This window comes from Streptomyces sp. NPDC044106 (genome assembly GCF_056433985.1).
The window spans coordinates 120,021-142,011 of record NZ_JBWKFZ010000005.1 but is presented as its reverse complement, the minus strand read 5'-3'; the positions used below and the strand labels follow the sequence as shown (position 1 = coordinate 142,011).

The following is a 21,991-nucleotide window of genomic DNA, read 5'->3' as shown; positions in this document are numbered from 1 at the left end:
TCGAAGAAGCCCGTCGGCGGCCGTACCGTTCGTACCCATGAGCCCGACCTCCCCCGCGCGACGCCTCCGCCTCGGCCTGCCGCGGCGCGTGTTCTCGCAGGTGCTGCTGATGCAGCTGGCGATCGCCGCCGGGGTCGCGGTGCTCGCCACCGGCCTCTTCCTCGCGCCACTCGGCGACCAGCTCGACGACCAGGCCATGCGCCGTGCGCTCGCCATCGCCCAGACGACGGCCGCTCAGCCGCGGATCGCCGAGGACCTGTCGGCCTCGCGACCCACTGCCGACGGGCCGGTTCAGGTGGCGGCCGAGCGGATCCGGCGGGCCAGCGGAGCCGAGTACGTCGTGATCATGAACAAGGAGGGTGTGCGCTGGTCCCACACGGACCCCGGCCAGATCGGCAAGGTCGTCTCGACTGACCCCAGCGATGCCATCGCGGGCCATGACGTCATGGAGATCGACGACGGCACCCTGGGCCGCTCGGCCCGCGGCAAGGTGGCGCTGCGGGGCGCGCATGGGGACATCGTCGGCGCGGTCTCCGTGGGCATCGAGTACGACAGTGTGCGGGCCCGGCTGGTGCACTCGATCCCCGGGCTGCTCGCCTACGCGGGCGGGGCTCTCGCCGTCGGCGCGCTCGCCGCGTACCTGATCTCCCGCAGGGTGCAGCGACAGACCCGCGACCTCGCCTTCTCGGACATCTCCGCCCTGCTCGCGGAGCGCGAGGCCATGCTGCACGGCATCCGTGAGGGGGTTGTCGCCCTCGACCGCGCGGGCCGCGTCCGGCTGCTCAACGACGAGGCGCAGCGGCTCCTCGGCCTCGGCACGGAGGTGATCGGCCGGCCGCTCGACGAGGCGCTCGGCCCGGGGCGTACAACCGACGTGCTCGCGGGGCGGGTGACCGGCACCGACCTGCTGACCGTACGCGGGCAGCGCGTCCTGGTCGCCAACCGCATGCCGACCGACGACGGAGGCGCCGTCGCGACCCTGCGCGACCGCACGGAGCTCGAACAGCTCGGCCGCGAACTCGACTCCACCCGCGGCCTCATCGACGCCCTCCGCGCCCAGGACCACGAACACGCCAACCGCATGCACACGCTCCTCGGCCTGCTCGAACTGGAGATGTACGAGGAGGCGGCGGAGTTCGTCGGCGAGGTGGCGGGCGCCCACCGGGTGACCGCCGAGCAGATCACCGAGAAGATCCGTGATCCGCTGCTCGCCGCCCTGCTCGTCGGCAAGGCCACGGTCGCCGCGGAGCGGGGCGTCGCGCTCTCCGTGCCGCGCCACAGCGTGCTGCCCGACCGCCTCGTCGACCCGGGCGGCCTCGTCACGATCGTCGGCAACCTCGTGGACAACGCCCTCGACGCCGCCGCCGGCACCCGCCACGCGCGCGTGGAGGTCGATGTACGCGCCGACGGGCGAACCGTGGTCCTTCAGGTGCGCGATTCCGGTCCGGGAGTGCCCGCCGACCGGCGCGAGACGATCTTCACCGAGGGGTGGACCACCAAGGAGCCCCCGGCCCACGGCAAGCGCGGCATCGGCCTCGCCCTGGTCCGCAGGCTCGCCGAACGGCAGGGCGGCAGCGCGCGGGCCGGCGGAACGCCGGACGGGGGCGCGGAGTTCACCGTCGTCCTGCCGGAGGCACTCACAGAGGCCGGGCTCGCCCCCAAGGAGGATCCCGAACCCGTCACCCCGCAGGAGCACGACGGGCGGAGCCCCGAAGGAGCCAGGATGACCAGCGCCCCGAAGGAACCGCGATGATCGACGTCCTTGTCGTGGACGACGACACCCGGGTCGCGGACGTCAACGCCGCCTATGTGGCGAAGATCCCCGGCTTCCGCGTGGTGGCCACGGCGCACGACGCCGCCGAGGCCCTGCGCCTCGTCGAGAACGTGCCCGTCGACCTGGTGCTGCTGGACCACTACCTTCCCGACGAGACCGGCCTCTCGGTCGTCCGCAGCTTGCGCGAGCGGGGCCACCAGGCCGACGTGATCATGGTGACCGCGGCGCGCGACGTCGCCACGGTGCAGGCTGCGATGCGGCACGGCGCGCTCCAGTACCTGGTCAAGCCGTTCTCCTACGCCGGCCTTCGCGCCAAGCTCGACGCGTACGCGACACTGCGCCGCACGCTGGACGGCGGGGGCGAGGCCGAGCAGGCCGAGGTCGACCGCATCTTCGGCGCACTCTCGGCGACTCCGGCCCCCGAACTGCCCAAAGGCCACTCCCCCACCACGGCGGAGCTGGTGCGCCGGGCGCTCATGGCCGCGGAAGGTCCGCTCTCGGCCCAGGAGTTGGCGGACCGCACCCGGCTGAGCCGGCAGACGGCACAGCGCTATCTGAAGCTCCTGGAACGCACGGGCCGGGTCAGGCTGAGCCTCAAGTACGGCGACACGGGCCGCCCCGAACACCGCTACGAGTGGGCGGCCAGTATCTGAGGGCCTGCGTCTCCCCGGTCGGCTCAGTGGGCGTCGTCCGGCCGGGGACACGACACAGGCGCCGAGCGTCCCGAGGTGTCCGACGGGCCGTCGTCACGCCGCCCCGGCGCCCGTGAGCGACCGCACCTCGGCCTCCGCGTGCTTGGCCTCGTCCGCTTCCTCGCACGAGGTCACCGTGCCGAGCCAGCCCGCGAGGAAGCCCAGCGGGATGGAGACGAGACCGGGGTTCTCCAGCGGGAAGTACTGGAAGTCCACCGTGGGGAACAGTGAGTGGGGCCCGCCGGAGACGACGGGCGACAGCACCACCAGCGCGAGCGCGGGCAACAGCCCTCCGTACACCGACCACACCGCGCCCCGGGTGGTGAAGTTCCGCCAGAACAGGGAGTAGAGGAGCACCGGCAGATTGGCGGACGCGGCGACCGCGAAGGCGAGGCCGACCAGGAACGCGACGTTCAGATCGCGTGCCAGCAGGCCGAGGCCGATCGCGACCACGCCGATGCCGGCCGCGGAGATCCGGGCCACCGCCACCTCGCTGCGCGGCTCGGCGTTCCTGCGCCGCAAGGAGGCGTACAGGTCGTGGGCCACGGACGCCGAGGAGGCCAGCGTGATGCCGGCGACCACGGCGAGGATCGTGGCGAAGGCGATGGCGGCGACGATCGCGAAGAGAACCGTTCCGCCTGTGGAGTCCGCGCCGCCTCCCAGATCGAGCGCGAGAAGCGGAACCGCCGTGTTCCCCGCGGCGTTCGAACCGCGCACCGCATCGGGGCCGACAAGCGCGGCCGCACCGAAGCCGAGCACGATCGTCATCAGGTAGAAGCCGCCGATGAGCCCGATGGACCAGACGACCGAGCGACGGGCGGCCCGCGCGGTCGGTACGGTGTAGAAGCGGGACAGGATGTGCGGCAGCCCAGCGGTGCCGAGCACGAGCGCGAGGCCGAGACTCATGAAGTCGAGCCGGGCGGTCCAGTCGCCTCCGTACTTCAGGCCGGGCGCGAGGAATCGGTCGCCGTGGCCACTGCGGTCCGCCGCGGTCCGCAGCAGTTGGTTGAAGTCGCCGTGGAAGTGCACCAGGACGAGCACGGTCAGCGCGACGGCCCCGCCCATCAGGAGGACCGCCTTGACGATCTGGATCCAGGTGGTGGCGCGCATGCCGCCCAGCGACACATAGATCACCATGAGCGCACCGACGCCGATCACTGTCCAGGACTGCGCCGCCCCGCTCGCCTTGCCCAGCAGCAGTGCCACCAGTGAGCCCGCCCCCACCATCTGCGCCACCAGGTAGAGAACTGAGACGGTCACCGAGGAGATGCCCGCCGCGATCCGCACCGGACGCTCCCTCATCCGCGCGGCGACGACATCACCCAGCGTGAACTTGCCGCAGTTGCGCACCAGTTCGGCCACCAGGAAGAGCACCACCAGCCACGCGACGAGAAACCCCACCGAGTAGAGCAGCCCGTCATAACCGAAGAGCGCGATCAGTCCGGAGATACCGAGGAAGGAGGCAGCCGACATGTAGTCCCCGGCGATGGCGAAACCGTTCTCCATGGGGGAGAAGAGCCGTCCGCCCGCGTAGAACTCCTCCGCCGAACCATGCCGGTGGCGGCTCGCCCACGTGGTGATCGCCAGCGTGACGGCCACGAACACGCCGAACAGCAGCAGCGCGAGATCCTGGTGGTCACCCATCAGAGGTCCACCCCCCGCTCATGAGCCGAGCCCGGCCCCCACGCCGCGTCCCGCTCCCGCTGCTCCCGCTCCCTCTTCTGCTCGAACACGACCCAGCGCAGATCGAGCGCCGCACGGTCCCGCCGCAACCGGGCATGCCGTGCGTACGCCCAGGTCAGCAGGAACGTCGTGAGGAACTGCCCGAGCCCCGCCAGCATCGCCACGTTCACGGCCCCCGTGACGGGGCGCGCCATCAGTCCCGGCGCCGTCGTCGCGGTCACCACATACGCGACGTACCAGGTGAAGAAGGCGGCCACGGCCGGGACGACGAACCTCCGGTACCGCCTGCGCACTTCCTGGAAAGCGTCGCTGCGCTGCACTTCCAGGTAGATGTCGGCCGCACTCCCGCTCGTACTCCGCTGCGGGACCGCGGCCCGGGGCGACACCACGGCGGCCGGCGCCCCGGTGCCGTCCAGTTCTCCCCACCCGGAGGCGAGCGCGTCGTACCAGGGGTCCCTCAGCTCGCCGGACCGGCCCCGGCCGGCATCGGCCCGGTCCGGCACCACATCGGGCCCGTCGTGCTTCTCCACCGAACTCTCCTTAGTCCGCAGCCCTGTCCGGCCGCGTGCCCAAGGATGGACAGAACGGGAAGATCTCCGGCTCCCCTCTCCACGCTCTTCACCCCATTAGGTGAAGCCACGTCAGGTACCCGCTCTCCCTTCCGGCTTGGTGAGCCCGTGTCTGTAGGCGTAACGGACCGCCTGCGCACGGCCCTTGATGCCCGCCTTCGCGAAGAGGTTGTTGATGTGGGTCTTCACCGTCGCGGTGGAGACGTGCAATGACCGGGCGATCTCGTGGTTCGTCATTCCCTCGGCGATCAGGACGAGAACTTCGGTCTCCCGCGTGGTGAGGCCGTCGGGCGGCTCAAGGACCGCAGCGGCCTCCGGCTCCGAAAGCCGTTCCAGAAGACGGCGTTGGATCTGCGGGGACAGCCCGGCGTCCCCCGAGAGGACGTCCTCCACGGCCCGGACGATCTGCTCCCCACCGGCGTCCTTGGTCAGATAGCCGCGCGCGCCCGCCTTGAGGGCCGGGAACAGCGAATCGTCGTCGGCGTAGGTGGTGAGCACGACGACCTGCGTGCCCGGATACTCGGCGCGGATACGCCGCGTGGCCTCCGCGCCGTCGCAGCGAGGCATGCGCAGGTCCATCAGGACCACGTCGGGAGAGAGTTCGGCGACGAGGCGGACAGCCTCCTCCCCGTCGGCACCGGACCCCACGACCTCGATGCCCGGCAGCAGCCCGAGCAGCATCACGATCCCCTCCCTCACCACCGTCTGGTCGTCGACCACGACCACCCGTGCGGGCGGCTTGCCTCCGTCCGCGGCAGGCCCGGTCGGGCTCTCGCCCGCGCCCCCGGCAACACCTTCATTCCCCGTCATCCCGGCACCCTCAGCGTCACCACGAAGCCCTCCTCACCCGGTCCAGCCTCAAGGGACCCGCCCAACAGCTCGGCCCGCTCACGCATCCCGAGCAGACCGTACCCGGCGCCGGAGGTGGCGAGTTCCCCCGGCGACTGCCCGCCCGAGTCCCTCACCTGCAGGCTCACTTCACCCTCCGCGTACTGCAGGCAGACGTGGATCTTCGAGCCCGGCGCATGCTTGCGGACGTTCGTCAGGGCCTCCTGCGCCACTCTGCGTACCGCCTGGGACGCCTCGGCGGGCAGTGGGCGGCGCTCGCCCGTCACGGTGACCGACGCGTGGTCCGCGGTGACCAGCTCACGCAGGAAGTCCTCGACCGGAGTCAGCTCTCCGCGCAGCGCGGACAGCGCCTGTCTGGTCTCGGCGAGTCCTTCCCTGGCCATGGACCGCGCCGCCACCACCCGGTCCAGGATCTGCTCCTTCGTCGCGTCCCGTTCGATCAGCAGCCGAGCCGCCTCCAGGTGGACGAGCTGCGCGGAGAGGCTGTGCGCCAGCACGTCGTGGATCTCGCGGGCGATGCGGGCCCTCTCGGCGAGCGCCGCCGACTCCGCCTCGGCGGTGCGCGCGGCCCGCTCCTGGGCGAGCAGCCGGTGGGCGCTGCCTCGCGCCTCGGCGTCCAGACGCAGGGTGTACCCGGCAAGGGAGAGGCCGACGACGGTGAGTGCCGTGATGAGCCAGCCGTCGCCGTTGTACGCAGCGTACCCGGTCATCGCCACGAACACGCAGGGCGCCGCCGCGGCGAGGGGCAGCCGCTCCAGGGCGGAGACGGCCGAAGCGCACCACAGAACGAGGGAGAGCAACTGCCAGTCGGCGATCTCCGCCGCAAACGCGACGCCCATGAGGAGTGCCATGAGTGCCAGGGACGGCCACAGTCGATGGGCGTACGAGACGTGGAAGAACGCCCACCCAGCCCCGGTGACGGCCAGGACCAGGGCCACCCCGCCCACCAGACTCCAGCCGCGGTCCTCATGGAACGTGTTCCACAGCAGGCTGCCGATGATCACCACGCGCAGGAGCCTGACGAACCACAGCCGGGCCAGGCTCAGTCCTGCCCAGGCGAGCGCCTCCCGGGACGGCCATCTCGTCCAGCGGTCCGCACTCATACGGGTTCCTTCCGCATCGGCCGGTGTGCCGCGGCCGCTCCGTACATCGTGTGTCCAAAACCGGCGCGCAGCAGGAGCAGACCGCTGCGGACCAGCAGCGTGGCCGCGAGGGCCAGCATGAGGGTGGCACTCCCCTGGCGTACATGCAGCATCGAGCCGACGCCGAACAGCCCCGCCCGCAGTCCTATCCCCACGGCCCAGACCACGGCCGTGGCCTTGGTGCCCTTGCTCCACGGCGTCCCGTCCCGCTCGGTCCACACGTGCGAGGTCCGCGCCCAGCCGGCTCCCATGGCCAGCCCGACGAGCAGCTCGGCGGCGAGCAGAGCCACGGACGCGGTGCGGTGCTGGGGGTCGATCAGATCGGGCTCGCGCACGGCCATGAAGACCAGCACCGCCGGTATCAGCCACCAGCGCCGGTCGGTACCGATCTGCTGGGCCTTGAACTGGCGGACTACCACCAGCACGACGACGACGCAGATCACCAGCGCGTTGGTGAGCCCGGACATGTCTGCCTCCGTACGACGAACGGAACGAGGCCGATCCGAGAGGGATCGACGCCTTCGACGCTACGGACATCGCATGGTCGCGGGATCGGCGCAGGGGTTGAACGCGGGTGGAGCCGGGTGCTCCACCCGCGGGTGGAGCACCCGGCTCCCGCACTGCTCAACGCCCTCGCGACACGCTCTCGGCAGGCTCTCGGTGCGCTCGCGACGCGCTCTCGGCACCGACCGGCGTGTTCGCGCTACGCGTCGATGCGTGAGCGGTCGAGTGTCGCGGCAGAGCTGGTGATGAACTCCTTGCGCGGGGCGACGTCATTACCCATCAGCAGATCGAAGACCTGTTCGGCGGAGTCCAGGTCGGAGATGTTGATGCGCCGCAGGGTCCGGTGGCGCGGGTCCATCGTCGTCTCGGCCAGCTGATCGGCGTCCATCTCGCCCAGACCCTTGTACCTCTGGATGGAGTCCTTGTACCGCACGTTCTTGCGCTGGAGCTCCAGGAGCGTCTCGCGCAGTTCCCGGTCGGAGTAGGTGTAGACGTACTTGTCCTGGCCCTTCTTGGGCTGGCTGAGCTCGATCCGGTGGAGCGGCGGGACCGCCGCGAACACCCGGCCCGCCTCCACCATCGGCCGCATGTACCGCTGGAACAGCGTCAGCAGCAGAATCCGGATGTGCGCCCCGTCCACGTCCGCGTCGACCAGTAGAATGATCTTCCCGTAGCGGGCGGCGTCGATGTCGAAGGTCCGGCCCGACCCCGCCCCTATGACCTGGATGATCGCCCCGCACTCGGCGTTCTTCAGCATGTCCGTCACGGACGCCTTCTGAACGTTGAGGATCTTTCCGCGGATCGGCAGCAGCGCCTGGAACTCGGAGTTCCGCGCCAGCTTCGCGGTACCGAGCGCGGAGTCGCCCTCGACGATGAAGAGCTCGCTGCGGCCCACGTCGTCGCTGCGGCAGTCCGCCAGCTTCGCCGGCAGCGACGAGGACTCCAACGCCGTCTTACGGCGCTGGGCGTCCTTGTGCTGCCGGGCCGCGATGCGGGTGCGGGCCGCGGCGACGGCCTTGTCCATCACCGCGCGAGCCTGCGCCTTGGCGTCCCGCTTGGTGGACGTCAGGAACGCCTTGAGCTCCTTGGCGATGACGTTGGCGACGATGCGGTTGGCCGCCGAGGTGCCGAGGACCTCCTTGGTCTGGCCCTCGAACTGCGGCTCCGCGAGGCGGACCGTGACGACCGCCGTCAGGCCCTCCAGGGCGTCGTCCTTGACGATGTCGTCCTCGGCGACGCGCAGCACCTTCTGGGCGCGCATGACCTCGTTCATCGTCTTGGTGAGCGAGCGCTCGAAACCACTCACATGAGTGCCGCCCTTGGGGGTGGCGATGATGTTGACGAAGGACCTGACCGTCGAGTCGTACCCGGTGCCCCAGCGCAGCGCCACATCGACCCCGAGCTCACGGGTGACCTCGGTGGGCGTCATCTGACCGTGCTCGTCAAGGACCGGCACCGTCTCCTTGAAGGAGCCCTGGCCGGAGAAGCGCAGCACGTCACAGACCGCCTTGTCCCGCGCCAGGTACTCGCAGAACTCACTGATGCCGCCGTCGAAGCGGAAGGATTCCTCCCCCTTCGTGCCGCCCTCGCCCAGACCGAACTCGTCCCGCACCACGATCGTGAGACCGGGCACCAGGAACGCGGTCTGGCGCGCCCGCTGGTGGAGGTTCTCCAGCGAAAGCTTGGCGTCCTTCAGAAAGATCTGGCGGTCCGCCCAGTACCGCACGCGGGTACCGGAACGGGCCTTCGGGACCTTCTTGGCCTTCCTCAGCTTGGCCGAGGGGTCGAAGGCGGCGTCGGGGCCCGGCTTGGCGAAGGCGCCTGGGACGCCCCGCCGGAAGCTGATCGCATGAGTGTGCCCGCCACGGTCCACCTCGACGTCGAGGCGTGCGGAGAGCGCGTTCACCACGGAGGCGCCCACACCGTGCAGACCTCCGGAGGCCGCGTACGAGCCGCCGCCGAACTTGCCGCCAGCGTGCAGTTTGGTCATGACGACCTCGACCCCGGAGAGGCCGGTCTTGGGCTCGACGTCGACCGGGATGCCGCGACCGTTGTCCCGGACCTCCACGGAGGCGTCGTCGTGAAGGATGACCTCGATGTGGTCGCAGTACCCGCCCAGAGCTTCGTCGACGGCGTTGTCGATGATCTCCCAGAGGCAGTGCATGAGGCCGCGACTGTCCGTCGACCCGATGTACATGCCCGGACGCTTGCGGACGGCCTCGAGCCCCTCCAGGACGAGCAGGTGCCGCGCGGTGTAGTTGGAACCGTCCCGATCTGCTCCTGTCAGCAATGCTGTCGACGGCACGGACGTATCGGCGGTCACGCGGTTCGCTCCTCGCTGAATTTCAAGGGGGGTCCTTTGGGGTAAGGACGCGGCTTCGGTTACCGGTCAGAGGGTACCGAGGCCTGGTAGAGCCGTTGTCACGCCACCCTCGTCTCAACTCAGACTAGTCCACACTCGCATGCATGTTCGATCCCTCGATGGAGTGAAGCGCACGTCACGTTCCCTTCCAGGCATGAACCATTTAGGCTCCGGGCACGTCCTCTTGAACAACCGGCAAGCCAGCCGGAGAGGATCCGACCTGACAGACAGCGCGAAACCGTAAGACACGTAAGAGACGCAATACGGCACATTCGCCGCCAACCGGCAACGGACAGCCTCCTCGGAAGAAATTTCGAGGAAAAGCCACGAGCGGGAACGTTTTCGGCCTGGTTGGATGTTGACCCTGGTACGACAGCTCGTCGAGCTAGAGAAGAGGCGACGTGACTACTGTTCTGACCCCCGCGAGCCCCCTGACGGCCGCTGATCGCTGCGACCGCTGCGGCGCCCAGGCATACCTGCGCGTCGTCCTGTTGAGCGGCGGTGAACTGCTCTTCTGCGCCCACCACGGTCGCAAGTTCGAGCCGGAACTCAAGAAGATCGCCGCTGAGATACAGGACGAGACGGAGCGTCTGACCGCCGTTCCCGAGAGCACCACCGAAGAGGAACGCTGACACCTCGCATCCACGACGAGCCAGCTCCGGCACACCAGGCCGGTGAACGGGCGGCCGCCCCAGCCGACAGGCAGGGACGGCCGCCCGCTCTCGTTGCAGCGTCACAGAGGCACTGACAGCCCCTCTGGGGCGCCCTGAGCCGCCCGGTGCGGCCCGGGCAGGGCGAGCGGCCCCTCAGCGGCCACGCATCACCTTGGCGGCTTCTGAGGCCCGCGTATAGACACCGGGGTCACCGGGGCGCCCGCAGCCGCTCCCCCAGGACACGAGCCCGATGAGCCGCCCGCGGGCGACCAGCGGCCCGCCGCTGTCCCCCTGGCAGGCGTCCCGCCCGCCTTCCATCACGCCGGCGCACACCATGGTCCGCGCGATGTACTTCCCCTCGGCACTGCCCGGATACGCCTTCTCACACACGGCATCGGCCAGGACCCCCACGTCCGCCGCGTGCAGCGTGCGGGCGTAGTCACCCGATCCCGTCGTGTCCCCCCAGCCGTACACGGCAGCGTCCGTGCCCGGCTGGTAGGCGGGGTCCCCCGCAGCCGCCACGGGGATCGTGTACTTCTCGGGCAGCGGCTCGGCCAGCGTCAGTACCGCCACGTCGCCGGAGTTCGTGTAGCTGTCGTACTCCGGGTCGACCCGGACGCTACGCACCGCGATCTCCGACCCCTCTTTCGTTCCGAGATCGCCACGGCCGGCGATCACCTTGAGGTCCGCCACCTTGTCGACGGCCACCCCGAGCACCGTCTCGCTCACGCAGTGGGCCGCCGTCAGGACCGTCGAGCGCCCTACGGCCGCGCCGCCGCAGTACTGCCCCGCACGCGCGTCGCCGAATCGGGCACGACTGGACAGCGCCACCGCCCATGGACTGTCGGACACGTTGACCGGGTGGCCGCCGACGACCACGCTGTCGGCCGCGACGGGCACCGGGGAAGCCAGCGGCAGGACGGCGCCGGCCGCCAGGGCCATCACCGCGGTCCACGCTCGGGCGAAGGGACGACGCATGCGAGCTCCTCACTCTGGGGTTGCGATCGCGTACCCAGAGTGATCCAGTATGGCTCACCGCGCACCCGCGCACGCGAAAGGCCCGAAGCCGCGTACTGCGGACTTCGGGCCTTTCGCGGAGTGCTCCCCCGACCGGCGGCGCCTAGTCGAGGTAGTCGCGCAGGACCTGCGAGCGCGACGGGTGGCGCAGCTTCGACATCGTCTTCGACTCGATCTGGCGGATGCGCTCACGCGTCACCCCGTAGACCTTGCCGATCTCGTCGAGGGTCTTGGGCTGGCCGTCCGTGAGGCCGAAGCGCATGGAGACTACGCCCGCCTCGCGCTCGGACAGGGTGTCAAGGACGGAGTGCAGCTGCTCCTGGAGGAGCGTGAAGCTGACCGCGTCGGCCGGCACGACCGCTTCGGAGTCCTCGATGAGGTCACCGAACTCGCTGTCGCCGTCCTCACCCAGAGGGGTGTGGAGGGAGATCGGCTCGCGGCCGTACTTCTGGACCTCGATGACCTTCTCCGGGGTCATGTCGAGTTCCTTGGCCAGCTCCTCCGGGGTGGGCTCACGGCCCAGGTCCTGGAGCATCTGGCGCTGGACACGGGCCAGCTTGTTGATGACCTCGACCATGTGCACCGGGATACGGATGGTGCGGGCCTGGTCGGCCATGGCGCGGGTGATCGCCTGCCGGATCCACCAGGTGGCGTACGTGGAGAACTTGTAGCCCTTGGTGTAGTCGAACTTCTCGACCGCGCGGATCAGACCGAGGTTGCCCTCCTGGATGAGGTCCAGGAAGAGCATGCCGCGACCGGTGTAGCGCTTGGCCAGGGAGACCACGAGGCGGAGGTTGGCCTCCAGGAGGTGGTTCTTGGCGCGGCGGCCGTCCTCGGCGATGATCTCCAGCTCGCGCTTGAGCTTCGGTGCGAGCTTGTCGGCGTTGGCCAGCTTGTCCTCGGCGAACAGGCCGGCCTCGATACGCTTGGCGAGCTCGACCTCCTGCTCCGCGTTGAGGAGCGGGACCTTGCCGATCTGCTTCAGGTAGTCCTTGACGGGGTCGGCGGTGGCGCCGGCCGCGGCGACCTGCTGGGCCGGTGCGTCGTCCTCGTCCTCGTCGGACAGCACGAAGCCCTGAGCGCCCTCCTCGGCCGGCTCGCCCTCACCGGGCTTGGCGGCGGGCGTCTCCTCGGTGGCCTCTTCGTCCAGGAGCTCGTCGGCGTCCTTCTTGGCGGCGGTCTTCTTGGCCGCCGTCTTCTTGACAGCGGTCTTCTTGGCGACGGCCTTCTTGGCCGTCGTCTTCTTGGCGGCGACCTTCTTCGCGGGTGCGTCCTCGGCGAGGCCGTCCGCGGTCGGCGCCTCAGTGGCGGCGGTGGCGGTGGGCTTCACCGTGGCGGCCTTGGCCGCGACCGTCCTGGTCGCGGTGCGCTTGGCCGGACTCTTCGCTGCGACGCTCTTGCGGGGGCGCTTGGGCTCCGCGGCACTGACCATCAGCGTCACACCCTCTTCCTCGAGGATCTGGTTGAGGCTGCGCAGAACGTTCTTCCACTGAGTGGCCGGAATCTGGTCAGCTTCGAAGGCACGACGCACGTCATCGCCGGCGATCTGCCCATCAGCCTTTCCCCGCTCGATGAGCGCCATGACAGAGACGGATTCGGCGATCTCCGGCGGGAGCGTACGGGATGTGCTGGCCGACACGAACAACCTCTCGGAACGTTGGAAAACGGCTTCCGGCCCCGTCCATTGTGGACCGGAGCCGACGACCGGCGGCAGGGGATTGGGCCGACGGCGCGGGCGGGGCCGGGGAGCTGCACAGCGCCGCGAACGACGTCTGTATTCCTTCCTCGGCTATCACCTCTTAGGTCATCGCGCTGTTCCTTGGAGCGTTACGCCCAATCTACGTGGCCCGAGTCACACCCCGTAAGTACTCAAAAGCTTCCATACGCGGTCATACGCGACCTATAGACATGCACGAATGATCCCCCGATGCCCGGTGCGGAAACCCCCCACGAGCGTGTCGCCGGACCCCGCGGGCCCTGGAGAGCCCGTGGAGGTCCGGCGACACGAGGAGCGGCGACGGAGGCCGTCGACGGCGTAGGGATCGACGTACGCGATGACTCAGCACCGCCGCGAGGCGCGCGCACGACCGCGGCGTCGGCGTGGCCGCGCGGTCAGTGCTCGCGCGGGGCGGGCACGACGCGCTCCACCTCGGGGTGGACGGTGAGCAGCTGCCGCATGGCGGCCTCGGCGCCGGCTCCGTCGCCCGCCGCGAGGGCGTCGACGACCCGGGAGTGGTGCACCAGGGAGGCCTCGGTGGGGCGGTCACAGCCGGTGACCGGCCCGCCCGAAACCTGCAGGGCGGCCGAGACGATGCCGGAGAGGTGTTCAAGCATGCGGTTGCCCGCGATCTGGATGAGCAGCGAGTGGAACTCCGCGTCGGCGCGGGAGAAGGTGATCACGTCGCCCTGGGCCAGCGAGTGCCCCATGATCTCCACCATGTCGGCGAGCCGCTGCTGCACCTCCTCGCGGCCGTGCCCGGCGGCGAGGCGGGCGGCCAGCGGCTCGATCATCCAGCGCAGCTCGCCGAGCTCGCGCCGCTGGTCATCGCGCTGTGGCCCGAAGGCCCGCCACTCGATGATGTCCGGATCGAGCAGATTCCAGTCACTGACGGGCCGCACGCGCGTGCCGACGTTGGGCCGGGCGCTGACCAGGCCCTTGGCCTCGAGCACGCGCAGGGACTCACGGACGACGGTGCGGGAGACCTCGAAGCGCTGGCCGATCTCCTCGGGAACGAGTGGGCGGTCGGCGCCGAGGTCACCGGAGACGATCATCTGGCCCAGCTGCTGGACGAGTTGGCCGTGCAGGCCGCGGCCGCGGTTCCCGGCGGAGCGCCGGCCCACCCGTCCCAGGTCCTGGTCGGGGCCGTCCCATACGGGCGCGCCGACGCGATCGCCGCCGGGCGTCTCGGCGTAGGGGTATCGGTCGAGGTCACCCGGGCCGGCGAGACCGGAGTCGGCGGAGCGGGCGGTGGTCATCATGGTGTGCGCAAGGGTACTCACGGATCAGTTGTCGGCTCTGTCTCCAACTCCCTTGAGGTCTTTGGTGAAAAGCACACGAAAGGGTGATCGCTTACCTCGCCGCAATTGACGCCTTATCGGAAAGAAACGGACGCCGTCCGGGGAATTGCCTACAACCCGGTTCCGGAGGGCGGCGGGCGGTCGTCACCGGACCCTCGTACGCATCGCCGTGAGCAGATATGCGCAGAGCAGAGCGGCCAGGGACAACGTCAGCGCACCGCCCACAGGTTGAGCGATCATGCGTACTCCCGCCGCCAGATACCGCTCGGCACCGAACGGCCACTGCACCAGAGCGATGTCCCGCAGCCGCCCCGGGAGCCCCGCCGCCGATCGCACGGACGGCCCCTCGACGGCCTTCTGTACGAGCGGTACGACGACGATCGGCACCGCGAGCACGGCGGCGAGCCCGGCGGCGGTGGACCGGAAGACGCCTGCGGCCAGCACTCCGGCCCAGGCGCACCCCGTGACCAGGGCCGTCCAACTGGCGCCCAGCGACGGCCAGTCCACGGGAACTTTCGTGAGTTCCTCTCCGTATACAAGGTGGAGCAGCATGGCGTCGGAGACCACCGCGAGGGCGCCGAGGAGCAGCGCCGTGGCGGCCGCGACGAGCAGTTTGGCGCCGAGCAGCCCGAGGCGACGCGGCACTGTGCCCCGGTCCGCGGCGAGTGCGGGATGGCGGAACTCGTCACCGAAGGCGAGGGCTCCGAGGAGACCCGCCCCGAGAGCCGCGGGCGGCAGGGGGAGCTGGCCCGGCCAGGCGGCGAGGAGGCGCGACTGCGACGTATGGCCGGAGCGTGCCAGGAAGACGCAGATGACGGCGGAGGCGGCGAGGACGAGGGCCAGGGTGAGGTAGCCGGTGCCGACGCCCGTCAGGCGGCGCAGTTCGTAGCGCAGGGGACGCAAGGGGCTTCGGCTGGGGCGCACGGTGATGGGCGGCGGCAGGCCGGGCAGCGCACCCCGGGTTGCGGGTGGGCCCGAAGAGAGGGCGGCCGGGCGCGCGGCGGCGCCTTCGAACGGCACGGTGTCGTGGGTTTCGAGCGGGGCCAGGGGGACGAGGTCGGCCATGGAGGCCGTCAGCTCCGGCTCTTCCGCCTCCTCTTCACCGAGGGCTTCGGCCGAGAGCGGGGCGGAGTCCCCGGCCGAGGCGGGGGCCGGGATCGAGGTCGGCGCAGAGTTCGGAGCCGCATTCGGAGTGGAAGCCGAAGTCGAAGACGGGGCCACGATGGCGAGGGGGACGGAGGCGGAAGCACCGTCCGGTCGAGGTTCGGCCGACGCCTCGGACAAGGTCGCCGGAACCGGTGGCGCCACGGGCGCGGACTGGTTCAGCGGCCCCGCATCGCCGAGCTCGTCGGCGAGTTGGTGGACGAGGATGCCGTGCCGGTACGCGGTCTCGCCCACGTCGGCGCAGTTGCTGCCGTACACGGAGAGCCTGGTGCCGTCCTCCTTGACCACCTCGATGGAGTGGTGCCGCGCACGTGCCTCTTTGACGAGGAGAGCGGCGAGGCGTGCGGCGTGCGGGCTCCGGACGGCGACGCGGGGGCGGAGCCTGGTCCGCGCGAAGTCCGTGGCCTCCTGGTCGGCGACGAGTCGCCCCGCCTCCAGTGTGACGACGCGGTCGGCGGCGCGGGCGGCCTCCTTGGGGTCGTCGGTGGTGAACAGGACCGTGCCGCCCTGACTGGCGTGGGCGCGCATGATTCCGTGCAGCCAGGCGCCTTCCCGGGCCGAGAGGCCGTCCCCCGGCCCGTCGAGGAGGAGGGTGTGCGGGTCGGCGAGCAGCGCGCAGGCCAGTCCCAGGCGGCGGTCCATGCCGCGCGAGAGAGTGCCGAGGCGCTGGTCCCGCAGGCTGACGAGTCCGACGACCTCCAGGACGTCGTCGGCACGTTGGACGGGCACTCCTGCGGCCGCGCACAGCATGCGCAGATGGCCGCGGACCGAACGTGCCGGGTGCCCGGGAACGTCGCCCAGGAGAGCGCCCACCTCACGGGCCGGGTGGGCGATGCGGTGCAGGGGGCGGCCTCTGAAGTAGGTGATGCCGCGGCCCTGTTGAAGTTCGAGCATCAGCCGCAGCACCGTGGTCGTCTCGGTGGCGTCGGCGCCGAGCAGCGCCGTGACACGGCCGTTTCGCGCCTCGAAGGAGACGTCGTCCACGGCGGGCGGGAGCTCCTGGCGGGGGTTGCTGGTCAGTCCGATGGCCTGGATCATCGCTTCTCTCGCAGGATGTGCGACCGCGCGGCGGCCGGGACCCGTCCGCCGGATCGGGGACGGACGAGCCCCGTGGGTACTGCAGCAACATAACGCGACATTTACGGCTTTTCAGTCATGGCATGGCCGCGGCGGCCCGGCCCGGCCCGCCGATGTCCACCGAACACCACGGCCGGGCTGGCGCGGCAGGTGGCAGGGGGCAGTCGGCAGGGGGCGCGGCCGTTACAGGCCCTCAGACTTCGGGGCGCAGCATCGGCGGGTTGAGAAGCGTCGCGCCGCCCGCGCGGAAGAGCTGGGCGGGGCGACCGCCCTGCCGGGTGGTCGTCCCGCCGGTGGGCACGAGGAAGCCGGGGGTGCCCGTGACCTTGCGATGGAAGTTGCGCGGGTCGAGGACGACACCCCAGACGGCCTCGTAGACCCGTCGCAGCTCGCCGACGGTGAACTCCGGCGGGCAGAAGGCCGTCGCCAGCGAGGAGTACTCGATCTTGGAGCGGGCGCGCTCCACACCGTCCGCGAGGATCTGCGCGTGATCGAAGGCCAGCGGAGCCGCCTGCTCGCCCTCGCGGCCGTAGCCCCCTTGTTTGAGCAGGGCCTCGACCGGTGCCCAGCGCGCGCTGCGGGCGTCGCCGCCGGGCCGGGGCGCGGGCAGGTCGGGGGCGAGCGCGAGATGGGCGACGCTGACGACGCGCATGCGCGGATCGCGCTTGGGGCCGCCGTACGTGGCGAGCTGTTCGAGGTGCGCTCCGTTGACCTGGGTCGGCGCGTCTGGCTCGTGGGCGCACAGGCCCGTTTCCTCGATCAGCTCACGCGCCGCCGCCGCCGAGAGGTCCTCGTCGACACGTACGAAACCTCCGGGAAGCGCCCAACGCCCCTGAAACGGCTGCTCACCACGCCGCACGGCCAGCGCGCAGAGCGCGTGACGGCGCACGGTCAGCACGACCAGGTCGACGGTGACTGCGAAAGGCGGGAAGGCCGACGGGTCGTAGGGCGACATGCCGCGATCATAGTCGTCTGCCTGACGATAAACACCTCCTTCGCCTATTGCTTCCGGTTCTCGGCTCAGCGGATTCCTGCCCGACACCGCACCAAAGCGATACCGCACCCATAGGAGGGGCATGCCGGAGCCGACGTGAGCTGGCGGTGTCGGCTGTGGTCCGTGCGTGATGCGGCTGTGGCCGAGCGCCCTGTCCACCCGTCCGTTGCTCGGGGCAGCCGTCACACACCCAGTTGCAGTCCGTCGGCCGCCTCCTCGACCATCGCGAGGCCTAGCCGACTCACGCGTACGGAGAACGGGGCCCCCGCGACGCTCAGCGCGCTCAGCCCCAGCTCTCCCAGCGGGGCGCTGCGGACCGGACTCAACTTCACCGTTCCGCTCGGCGCGTCGGGCCGGATTCCGGCGAGCGCCACGAGGACGTGCACCCCGGCGGCCGCGGCGGTGGCCGCGGGCCGGCAGGCGGCCGGATGCGGCAGCGGCGCTCCGCCCACCGTGCGCTGCTCCCCCGCGTACATCTCGGGCAGCCGGTGGTCGAAGAACTCGGCCGCGGACAACATGCCGCGCAGCAGCGAGCTCGCCTCCTTCTCATATCCCGCCGCCGCCAGTCCCGCGACGGCGACCGCCGTCTCCTGTACACGGACCGAACCGCCCCGGTGCCCGAAGGCGTTGTACGCGGTCTCCTTGGCGCCCAGGCTGCGCAGTCCCCAGCCCGAGTCCATGGCGGGCCCTCCGAGCAACCGGGCCAGCTGCTCGGTCTTGACCTTGTCGAGCAGGCCCGGGGCGGGCGTGCCCGACCCGAGCAGGCCGGTGTCCAAGAGGTGGGCCGCTCCACCGGTGAGGTGCGGAACGAGCCGTCCGTCCGGCAGGCGGGCGGCGGCAGGTCTGCCGCCCGCCCGGTCCTCCACCCAGAACTCCTCCCGGAACGCCGACCGCAGCCGTGCCGCCCACTGCCGAAGACCGGTGGCGTCCGCGCGGCCGTGTGCGTCGAGCAGGTCGGCCCCGAGCAGCGCGGCCCGGTGCGCATGGGCCTGGACCTCGCCGCGCGCGAGTCCTCCCGGGCGGGCGCCCCGGGGTGCGGGGCCGGTCTGGTGCGAGGGGCCGACCTGGCGCGCGGGGCCGGCCTGAGGTGCGCCCGGGTAGGTGTCGGGCAGGAACACTCCGTCGCCGACTGCGGCTCGCAGCCACCTCAGGCATCGCTCCGCCGCGGGCAGCAGTTCCTCGACTTCCTGTGCGGGGAGCCCCCAACGCCACGCTTCCGCGAGGAGCACCGGGAAGAGCAGGGTCGCTTCGGTCCCCGTACAGCCGGGCGGCAGGTGGGGGCCCGCGTCCCGCAACGGTCCCGGGATCAGGCCCGAACGGTGTCCGGGGCCGGTGAGCTGGCTGCGGGCCAGGGTGCGCAGCGTTCCCGCGGCGAGCCGCGTGCCCAAAGGCAGTGCCATCCGGGCGGCGGCCAGCGCCTCGGCCGGTGCGAGTCCGCAACGCCACGGGGCCCCTGCCGCCGGGTACACGTCGGTCGGGTGCTCGCTGTCGCGCAGCAGCAACGCCTGCAGATCCTCGACGGATCGGTCGAGGAGCGGCTGGACCCCGGGGTCGTCGCCGACCGCCCGGGCCCCGGCGAGGGACCGCGTCCCGCCGTACCCCGCCGCCCGGACCGGACCGGCACCGTCGGCTCGCACCCGCAGCTCCAGGCTCCGGGAGCCGCCCGGCGGCAGGTCCACCTCCCAGCGCAGCAGTCCCGCCGAGGCCATGGCGTCGTCGGGCGCAGGGTCGGCCGTGACCACACAATGTGCCGTGGCCGAGGACCACCGCAGGCCAGAGTCGTACACGCTGGCGGCCAGTTCGGGGCCGACCCGGCCCGAAGCGACCGCGCCCACCTCGGCGAGGTCCGTGCCGAGCGAGACCTCGACGGGCAGCCGGAGAGGGCGCCCGGCCGCGCTGTGCAGGGTGATCCGCTCCGTACCGTCCGCGTGGCGGAGCCGTTCGACGGTGACCTCCGGGTCGGGGCCGCGGTCCGTCGGCAGGCGCAGCGTCGCGACGAACCGGGCGCTGTCCGAGGACAGCATGCGGGCCTGCACGGCGACCGGTTCGCGCCCCGCCACGCGCAGCTGACAGCGGGAGAGGGTCCGGCGTCCCGCACGGAAGAACCCCTCCAGCCCTCGGCCGGTCAACTGCCCCTGGTCCGTTGAGATCGCCAGGGCCGGCAGGGCGACGCAGATCAGCAGGGCGTGCGCGGGCGGGAGTTCGGCGGGGCGGCGCGGTACCGGAGCGGGGGCCCGGGCCGGGCCGCCGGGCAGGGGCGAGCGGGCCTGCACGGTCCGCTGGGGCCCCTCTCTGTCGGAGACGGAAGACGGAGCGGGAAGAGACATGAGGCAGCTTCTTCTGCGTTGTCTGCGCTACGGGAGGTCGGAGGAGGTACGGCGGCGCGACCCGGCTGCAGGTACCGCCACTCAGGTGAACGGGCCGACCCCGCTCCGGGTCACGCCCGCACGCCGGGAAGCCGCCCATGTGGCCCCTGTCGTGGCTCCAGATGGGGCCATGGGGGTGGGTGTGAGGGTGGTTATGGGTGTGGGGGTGGTTATGGGTATGGGGGTGGTTATGGGTATGGGCTTGGCCGGGGCTACTTAAGACTTGATCGTGGCCTTGGTCGTGGGATCGGCCGTGGGCTTGGTCGTGCGTTTCGTCGTGGGATCGGTCATGGGCGTGATCGTGGGCTTGGGCTTGGGCGTGGGCCGGGGTTCGACTCCGGCGGCGGCTGCGGTCTCTCAGGCGTGCCGCGCCCGCCCGCAGCCGCGGTGTCCATGCGCTCCACCACCGGGGCCGAGGACTCATCGGTCGTCCCGCGCACTGCGCCGGATGGTGCGGCGGCGGTTCCGCGGTCCCGTGCCCAGGCCGCCGGAGGTCCGCCCGCCTCCGAAGGTCTGGGGGCCTGCGGAAGCCCGGGGCCGACGAGCCTCGTCGCCCGCCGTGCGCGACGACCGACGTCGGCGGCGCCGGGTGGCTCCGCCTTCCGACGCCTCGAGGGAGTCACACGCACCGGCATCTGGCGCCCCGGCGCCCTCGCGGGCGTCGCGCTCCCTTCGCAGGCAGCGGCGGATCGCCTCCGGATCCACCTCTTCGTTGCAGGCCTGGTGGAGGAGCAGGGCGAAGGCGTATCCGGAGTCGGCGCGCAGCGCCATGTCCAGGGCCTCCTGCCCTTCCGTGGGATCGCCGAGGGACCAGGCGACCCAGCCGGCCAGGGACAGCGGTGCCGCCGCGTGCTCCGCGTACGCGCCGACGCAGCGCCGGGCCAGGGACCTCCAGAGCCGCAGCGCGGGCGGCGCCTCGGCGCCCTCCATCCATTCGGCCGCGCGGTCGCGGGTCGTCCGGACCTGCAGCCCGAGGATCAGCGCGGCCGCTTCGTCGTGCGCGACCAACTCGTCGTCCCTGTTGTCCGCGTCGAGGGGACCGACTGCCGGGGGTGCGGCGGCCAGGCGGGCGATGATCCGACGGGCCAGATCCAGCGTCTCGGCCGCCACACCCTCCTGACCCTGATCCTCATGGCCTTGCTCGGCGTCGCCCAGGGACTCATCGCCCTGGACCACCTCGTCCAGCATCCTGGGGATGAGCGTGAGACCGGCCGCGTCGAGCGCGCGCTCCTGGTCGGCGGCCGCAGCGGTCTCCCAGGGAGTGAGGCGTCCCCTGATCTCGCCTTGCGTGAGATCCGCCCGTACCCCCATATAGGTCGCCGCGGCGGCCAGGACAGAAGTGCCGGGCCTGAGGAGGGGCATGCCTCCCGGCGGACAGCACCGGGTGTCCGGGCAGCAGTAGGTCCAGAGACGGTTTCCCGAGATGCACACGACTTCGAGCACCGGGACCTCCAGTCGGCCGCACGCGGTGCGCAGTACCTGGGCCAGTGGCCTCAGGCGCTCCCTCACCTGCTGCCCGGACTCCGCGCCAACGGGCTCCTGGCACAGGAACGCCACGACGCCGTCCGGCCGCTCCCCCCTCCTCTCACACCCACCCACCAGGCATTGGGCCAGCTGCTCCGCGACGCACGGCCAGTCCTCCGCGCGCTCGGGAACTCCGAGGCGCACACGGCCGCCGAACCGTCCCTGGTCGCCGTGGAGAGCGATGAGCACGATGCTCTTCTCGGGCTTGAAGCCGAGCAAATACGGCAGGGCGTCGGCCAGTTCGGCCGGAGTGCGCAGAGTGACCACCGGCTCGTCGAACGAACTCCTTGGCCGGGTCGAGCCGTTGGGGTCGATCGGGTCGACTGCTTCGCTGTGGTTCTTCGTCATGCGTCGACTCTCCCGCGGATCACCGCACTCCGGTTGACCCTGTGGATAACCCCGGTCAGGGGCACGCCAAGGGTTATCCACAGCTGGAGGGTGGGGGTCGCCTTCCTACCCCGCCGGGGCGCACAGTTGGGGTCTCGGCCACCCTCGCCGCGTCCAGCAGCCCTCACCCAGCTCCGTCAGCACCCAGCTCCGTCAGCCTCCACCGGCAATCGCCACTTCCCACCGGTCTCCACCGGCCTCACACCGGATCGGCGA

Annotated in this window: 16 protein-coding genes; 3 read left to right on the top strand and 13 right to left on the bottom strand. The window is 71.2% G+C overall.

All coding sequences use genetic code 11. From position 1 onward, the window contains the following. Positions 1–37: 37 nt before the first annotated feature. Complete coding sequence (locus tag AC07DI_RS10285; protein WP_478903585.1) at positions 38–1,753, top strand: sensor histidine kinase; 1,716 nt, start codon at positions 38–40, stop codon at positions 1,751–1,753. Continuing rightward, a complete protein-coding gene (locus tag AC07DI_RS10280; protein ID WP_478903584.1) occupies positions 1,750–2,427 on the top strand; it encodes a response regulator in 678 nt (225 codons plus the stop codon). The genes AC07DI_RS10285 and AC07DI_RS10280 overlap by 4 nt, the downstream gene beginning before the upstream one ends. A gap of 93 nt (positions 2,428–2,520) precedes the next feature. Here AC07DI_RS10280 and AC07DI_RS10275 read toward each other — a convergent pair whose 3' ends face one another. From AC07DI_RS10275 to AC07DI_RS10250, 6 genes are all read right to left on the bottom strand, one after another. Further along, positions 2,521–4,113 (bottom strand): solute symporter family protein, encoded by a 1,593-nt coding sequence (locus AC07DI_RS10275; RefSeq protein ID WP_384257380.1) that lies wholly within the window; start codon positions 4,111–4,113, stop codon positions 2,521–2,523. Further along, the gene (locus tag AC07DI_RS10270) at positions 4,110–4,679 is read right to left on the bottom strand and encodes a DUF485 domain-containing protein (protein WP_478903582.1); all 570 of its coding nucleotides are present in this window, start codon (positions 4,677–4,679) and stop codon (positions 4,110–4,112) included. Before AC07DI_RS10270 ends, AC07DI_RS10275 begins: the two co-directional genes overlap by 4 nt. 111 nt (positions 4,680–4,790) lie before the next feature. After that, positions 4,791–5,528 (bottom strand): response regulator, encoded by a 738-nt coding sequence (locus AC07DI_RS10265; RefSeq protein ID WP_478903580.1) that lies wholly within the window; start codon positions 5,526–5,528, stop codon positions 4,791–4,793. After that, complete coding sequence (locus AC07DI_RS10260) at positions 5,525–6,670, bottom strand: sensor histidine kinase (RefSeq protein WP_478903579.1); 1,146 nt, start codon at positions 6,668–6,670, stop codon at positions 5,525–5,527. Before AC07DI_RS10260 ends, AC07DI_RS10265 begins: the two co-directional genes overlap by 4 nt. Further along, positions 6,667–7,176, bottom strand: a complete 510-nt coding sequence (locus AC07DI_RS10255) for a DUF1453 domain-containing protein (RefSeq protein WP_478903578.1) — start codon at positions 7,174–7,176, stop codon at positions 6,667–6,669. Before AC07DI_RS10255 ends, AC07DI_RS10260 begins: the two co-directional genes overlap by 4 nt. 236 nt (positions 7,177–7,412) lie before the next feature. Continuing rightward, on the bottom strand, positions 7,413–9,536 hold the full coding sequence (locus tag AC07DI_RS10250; protein ID WP_478903577.1) for a DNA gyrase/topoisomerase IV subunit B: 2,124 nt from the start codon (positions 9,534–9,536) through the stop codon (positions 7,413–7,415). A gap of 440 nt (positions 9,537–9,976) precedes the next feature. On the opposite strand from AC07DI_RS10250, the gene AC07DI_RS10245 reads away from it, so the two are divergent. Then, complete coding sequence (locus tag AC07DI_RS10245; RefSeq protein WP_127911237.1) at positions 9,977–10,207, top strand: DUF7455 domain-containing protein; 231 nt, start codon at positions 9,977–9,979, stop codon at positions 10,205–10,207. Positions 10,208–10,381: 174 nt separating this feature from the next. Here AC07DI_RS10245 and AC07DI_RS10240 read toward each other — a convergent pair whose 3' ends face one another. From AC07DI_RS10240 to AC07DI_RS10210, 7 genes are all read right to left on the bottom strand, one after another. Beyond that, positions 10,382–11,206, bottom strand: a complete 825-nt coding sequence (locus AC07DI_RS10240) for a S1 family peptidase (protein WP_384257279.1) — start codon at positions 11,204–11,206, stop codon at positions 10,382–10,384. Positions 11,207–11,348: 142 nt separating this feature from the next. Then, entirely contained in the window at positions 11,349–12,890 is a 1,542-nt protein-coding gene (locus AC07DI_RS10235) for an RNA polymerase sigma factor (RefSeq protein ID WP_478903576.1), read from the bottom strand. Between the two features lie 467 nt (positions 12,891–13,357). Then, positions 13,358–14,245, bottom strand: a complete 888-nt coding sequence (locus AC07DI_RS10230) for a FadR/GntR family transcriptional regulator (protein ID WP_478903574.1) — start codon at positions 14,243–14,245, stop codon at positions 13,358–13,360. A 162-nt stretch (positions 14,246–14,407) separates the two neighbouring features. Beyond that, positions 14,408–16,465 (bottom strand): ATP-binding cassette domain-containing protein, encoded by a 2,058-nt coding sequence (locus AC07DI_RS10225; protein WP_478903572.1) that lies wholly within the window; start codon positions 16,463–16,465, stop codon positions 14,408–14,410. A gap of 232 nt (positions 16,466–16,697) precedes the next feature. Continuing rightward, positions 16,698–17,459 (bottom strand): NUDIX hydrolase, encoded by a 762-nt coding sequence (locus AC07DI_RS10220; protein ID WP_478903571.1) that lies wholly within the window; start codon positions 17,457–17,459, stop codon positions 16,698–16,700. A gap of 221 nt (positions 17,460–17,680) precedes the next feature. Further along, positions 17,681–19,825: a glycogen debranching N-terminal domain-containing protein gene (locus AC07DI_RS10215; RefSeq protein WP_478903569.1), complete on the bottom strand. Its 2,145-nt coding sequence runs from the start codon at positions 19,823–19,825 to the stop codon at positions 17,681–17,683. 459 nt (positions 19,826–20,284) lie between these two features. Then, entirely contained in the window at positions 20,285–21,736 is a 1,452-nt protein-coding gene (locus AC07DI_RS10210) for a DUF4192 domain-containing protein (protein ID WP_478903567.1), read from the bottom strand. Positions 21,737–21,991: the final 255 nt, after the last annotated feature.

What these genes read in the sequence shown, in the direction of transcription:
- AC07DI_RS10225 (WP_478903572.1), bottom strand. Translation starts at nt 16,465, where the DNA reads ATGATCCAGGCCATCGGACTGACCAGCAACCCCCGCCAGGAGCTCCCG.
- AC07DI_RS10255 (WP_478903578.1), bottom strand. Translation starts at nt 7,176, where the DNA reads ATGTCCGGGCTCACCAACGCGCTGGTGATCTGCGTCGTCGTCGTGCTG.
- AC07DI_RS10240 (WP_384257279.1), bottom strand. Translation starts at nt 11,206, where the DNA reads ATGCGTCGTCCCTTCGCCCGAGCGTGGACCGCGGTGATGGCCCTGGCG.
- AC07DI_RS10220 (WP_478903571.1), bottom strand. Translation starts at nt 17,459, where the DNA reads ATGTCGCCCTACGACCCGTCGGCCTTCCCGCCTTTCGCAGTCACCGTC.
- AC07DI_RS10265 (WP_478903580.1), bottom strand. Translation starts at nt 5,528, where the DNA reads ATGACGGGGAATGAAGGTGTTGCCGGGGGCGCGGGCGAGAGCCCGACC.
- AC07DI_RS10215 (WP_478903569.1), bottom strand. Translation starts at nt 19,825, where the DNA reads ATGTCTCTTCCCGCTCCGTCTTCCGTCTCCGACAGAGAGGGGCCCCAG.
- AC07DI_RS10210 (WP_478903567.1), bottom strand. Translation starts at nt 21,736, where the DNA reads ATGACGAAGAACCACAGCGAAGCAGTCGACCCGATCGACCCCAACGGC.
- AC07DI_RS10280 (WP_478903584.1), top strand. Translation starts at nt 1,750, where the DNA reads ATGATCGACGTCCTTGTCGTGGACGACGACACCCGGGTCGCGGACGTC.
- AC07DI_RS10260 (WP_478903579.1), bottom strand. Translation starts at nt 6,670, where the DNA reads ATGAGTGCGGACCGCTGGACGAGATGGCCGTCCCGGGAGGCGCTCGCC.
- AC07DI_RS10285 (WP_478903585.1), top strand. Translation starts at nt 38, where the DNA reads ATGAGCCCGACCTCCCCCGCGCGACGCCTCCGCCTCGGCCTGCCGCGG.